The organism is Bacillus stratosphericus (assembly GCF_020524495.1).
GTDB classification, from domain to species: domain Bacteria; phylum Bacillota; class Bacilli; order Bacillales; family Bacillaceae; genus Bacillus; species Bacillus stratosphericus_B.
The window spans coordinates 1-3,181 of the sequence record NZ_JAIVLB010000077.1; the positions used below are offsets into that span (position 1 = coordinate 1).

Below are 3,181 nucleotides of genomic sequence, written 5' to 3' on the forward strand. Positions count from 1 at the left end.
ACGGCTCATCGATCTTCACAAAGCCGTTTTCTAGGGATTTAATGCCGGGGGGGGGACTTATGACCCTCGCTTGCCATGCACCTTGTTGTGACAGCTATTACACATGCTTTCGAGGTTATTTAAATCTAATCGTTTGTTCCAATCCTGTTTTAGCTCCACTATGTGATGGACCATGACAGCAGGAACGACACGATCTTGTTTTAAACAGCTTTGACAAAGGTAATTGTCTCGCATTAGAACAAGTTGTCTTGTCTGTTTCCATTCTCTTGATTTATAAAAACTTGTTGATTGTTTATCTCGAACGTGTTTGTTGTAATACTTTGCTTCCTGCTGCTTACCATCAACATGAGTAGGACAATAACCATCCCTTGTTAACTCTCTGCACCCTCGCACCTTACACTCCCTCAATGGTTTAGGTGGCATTGGATTCACCAGCTTTCCTCTCATCTATCATCGCAAACAAAACAAAGGCATGAAGATGCCCAACTTTCTGTACAGCATAAAACTCCCTGTACTCCCGTTGATATGATGCTAGATAGGATCGAGCTGCTTCATAGGTCAGTGTCTGGCTGACATGTAGGAGACTGTCTATAGCTTGCCTATCCCTCACACCATAAGACCCAAGCATCCCTAACCCCCTGATGATCTCCCCATCCGCCCATATGCATCCCCTTTTATTAAGGGCTTTAAGACCGTTATACAATTGGTCTGTCCTTATTGCGTGTCCAATTGCTGTGTTAATGATTAATTCCCTGAGTGAGTTGTCCACGTTGTGTCCCTCCCCAAAATAAAAAGCACCAGGATGCTATGAATTGTTCAATCTCTGTTTGGCTTCATCAATTAAAGGAAGCATAAGACGTTTGACACTTTCATGTAGCTGCGTGTACTTTTCAAAGCGCCGTTGTGCGCTTCTATGTGTCGTTGCTTGTTCATAAAAACTGCGGGCCTTTCTCAATTCTCGCAATTTCTGACGGATGACTTTATTTGTAACAGAAACAACATTCGAGTTTCCACAATGAGGACAGGAGAAGAATTGAATTACAATTCCTTTCGCTTCTTTTATCTCTCTCACTTCCACAGCATAATATGTTTGGCATTTCTCACACAAAACATCATTCATTTCATATTACCTTTTTGGAGAGGGAGTCCAAAGGTTCCAAAAATTTCAGCCATTGTTGCTTGTTCAATCTCCGTATCAATTTTACGTTCTTCGTAAGGAACATATTTTTCCATCTACCGTCATTTCCCCAACTTTTTTCATCGCTTGTTCAAAACTCGCCGCAATTCCCTTTTCATCTAATAGGGCTGACTTGTCTATTTCAATAACTTCCAAACTCGTTCCCCTATCAAGAATCATAATGCCACTCTGCGCTGCTTTCCTTGCTTCTTCTCTAAGGTTCTCCTTTGCATCCTGATCTAGTAGACAATCCGTTTTAAGAACTAAAATTTTCATTTAACTTCCTCCTTCTGTTTCGTGTTGTTTTGAGATTTTTATTTCTTCACTTGGTGCTTGATGAGATTGTTATACTCTTCAAACCACTCAAGGGGAATTTCTAATCTTGCTGTTATTCTTCGTTCAATAGCTACTGCTACATCCTCTGTTCTACGTTCATCATGTAACCACTTAGGAATAACACCTAAAGGCGGTTCCTTTGTCATGTCATTCACTCCTTTGTTTTATTCACTATTGATATGAATTACTTCAATGGCATTTTCCTTCAACCATTGAAATTCATAGCAGTTGATTATTGGATTTCGATAATAGCCTGGCAGTAAAATTAAAATTGTTTCGCTAGGATTTACCCCGTCTAGCTTTGCAGCATCTCTTGAAACATAGTGCGGATATTTATATTGTGGAAATTTCTTTTTTAAATCTTGCCAAAGCGCTCTTGCATGCCTTGTGTTTGCCCCTACGATGAAAGTCCTTGTACGTTGTTTTGAACAGCCTTTTAAGATTAAGAGTTCTACCACAGATAACACCTCCATATAAAAAATCGACCTCCAAAAGGAAGTCGTTTCAAATATCACTTCGCTACCCATGATAAGGCTGTGATGGGTTCACCCTACATAGTAATTAGTAGCAAGACCTTATCAGCGAAGTTGCGTTTGTGTGCGGCCCTTGACCATTTCACCCTCTTAACCGCTCGTTACATCCCTCTACTATGCAACCACCTTGAAGTCTTTCTATCAATCTATCACCTAATACCATCATAACCGCTCTCAGACAAAATGCTTTGCCAAGATCGTGCCAAAAATGTGCCATTTTTAAAGTCCAAATTGATCCATCATCTCGTCCATTCAGTATATGCCTTTTCAACGTTAATTAATTAGCAAAGCAGGCTAGAAAATAGCCCGCTTTTTTATGTCATGTGCTGTTTCTTATTTTTTTCACAAAAGTAACCAAAGCAGTTATTATCAGACCTGCTAACGAAACTAAGCCAGTATAAAAAAGACCAGGTAATTCAACATTATTTGATTTATATCCGAAATAACTACCTAAGAAAAAGATTGTTCCTACCAAAAAAATATTCAGAATGATTTTACTTAATTTACTCATTTGCACACTCCTAGTTTTCAATGCTATTATTAGTTTTGCTCTCTCGGTTGCATTGAATTATTTGAATATTGGCAGTCAAATTGCTAACCAATAAGATAAGATGAATAAGTATCCTAATAATGGTTGTAGGGGGAATTTTGTGAAGACTTTCATGAAATATGTTGTTATGATTCTGTTTGTCAGTGTATTTTTCTATTATTATAATATGTTTATGCCTAAAAATTTTCTGTATTTTATTGTTGCTTTTCCTATTTGTTTTTTTGCTATTAACATAATTGATAAGTTATTTAGTGATAAGTGATTTTTGAAATACATAGATGCTGTCGTCATCGCAAAAGAAACCACTCACTTCATAAAAGTTATTAGCCACATCTTTTAGCGATGTTGTCCCTGCGAAATGTTCCTTCACTCTGCCTCTCAATTCTTTTGCCTTACCAACATACAAAACGTCATCGTTACATCCGAAGATGATATATATCCCGCTCCGATTCGGGATGTTATGCAGTTCATCCTTTTTAAAACTGAATATCATTTGAGGAATTTCAATCTTGATAGACATCAATATTTCTCTCCTTCTCACTACACCATAACATATAGCGTGTTGCACTCACGGGATCGCTGAAA

The 3,181-nt window shown here is 38.1% G+C and carries 8 protein-coding genes; all 8 read right to left on the reverse strand.

What is annotated here, in order from left to right; genetic code table 11:
- Window positions 1–57: 57 nt before the first annotated feature.
- The 8 genes from LC033_RS16295 to LC033_RS16330 all read right to left on the reverse strand — a co-directional run bounded on the left by LC033_RS16295 (window position 58) and on the right by LC033_RS16330 (window position 3,116).
- Window positions 58–423 carry an HNH endonuclease gene (locus LC033_RS16295; protein ID WP_226570251.1) on the reverse strand — a complete coding sequence of 122 codons (366 nt, stop codon included), beginning with the start codon at window positions 421–423 and terminating at the stop codon, window positions 58–60.
- On the reverse strand, window positions 413–769 hold the full coding sequence (locus LC033_RS16300; RefSeq protein WP_226570236.1) for a hypothetical protein: 357 nt from the start codon (window positions 767–769) through the stop codon (window positions 413–415). Before LC033_RS16300 ends, LC033_RS16295 begins: the two co-directional genes overlap by 11 nt.
- 36 nt (window positions 770–805) lie before the next feature.
- Complete coding sequence (locus LC033_RS16305; protein WP_226570239.1) at window positions 806–1,120, reverse strand: transglycosylase; 315 nt, start codon at window positions 1,118–1,120, stop codon at window positions 806–808.
- A gap of 81 nt (window positions 1,121–1,201) precedes the next feature.
- The gene (locus tag LC033_RS16310) at window positions 1,202–1,453 is read right to left on the reverse strand and encodes a hypothetical protein (protein WP_226570241.1); all 252 of its coding nucleotides are present in this window, start codon (window positions 1,451–1,453) and stop codon (window positions 1,202–1,204) included.
- A 38-nt stretch (window positions 1,454–1,491) separates the two neighbouring features.
- Window positions 1,492–1,659 (reverse strand): hypothetical protein, encoded by a 168-nt coding sequence (locus LC033_RS16315; protein ID WP_226570243.1) that lies wholly within the window; start codon window positions 1,657–1,659, stop codon window positions 1,492–1,494.
- Between the two features lie 18 nt (window positions 1,660–1,677).
- Window positions 1,678–1,971 carry a hypothetical protein gene (locus tag LC033_RS16320; protein ID WP_226570245.1) on the reverse strand — a complete coding sequence of 98 codons (294 nt, stop codon included), beginning with the start codon at window positions 1,969–1,971 and terminating at the stop codon, window positions 1,678–1,680.
- Between the two features lie 394 nt (window positions 1,972–2,365).
- Window positions 2,366–2,557 (reverse strand): hypothetical protein, encoded by a 192-nt coding sequence (locus tag LC033_RS16325; RefSeq protein ID WP_226570247.1) that lies wholly within the window; start codon window positions 2,555–2,557, stop codon window positions 2,366–2,368.
- 283 nt (window positions 2,558–2,840) lie between these two features.
- Window positions 2,841–3,116 (reverse strand): GIY-YIG nuclease family protein, encoded by a 276-nt coding sequence (locus LC033_RS16330; protein ID WP_226570249.1) that lies wholly within the window; start codon window positions 3,114–3,116, stop codon window positions 2,841–2,843.
- Between the last annotated feature and the right edge of the window lie 65 nt (window positions 3,117–3,181).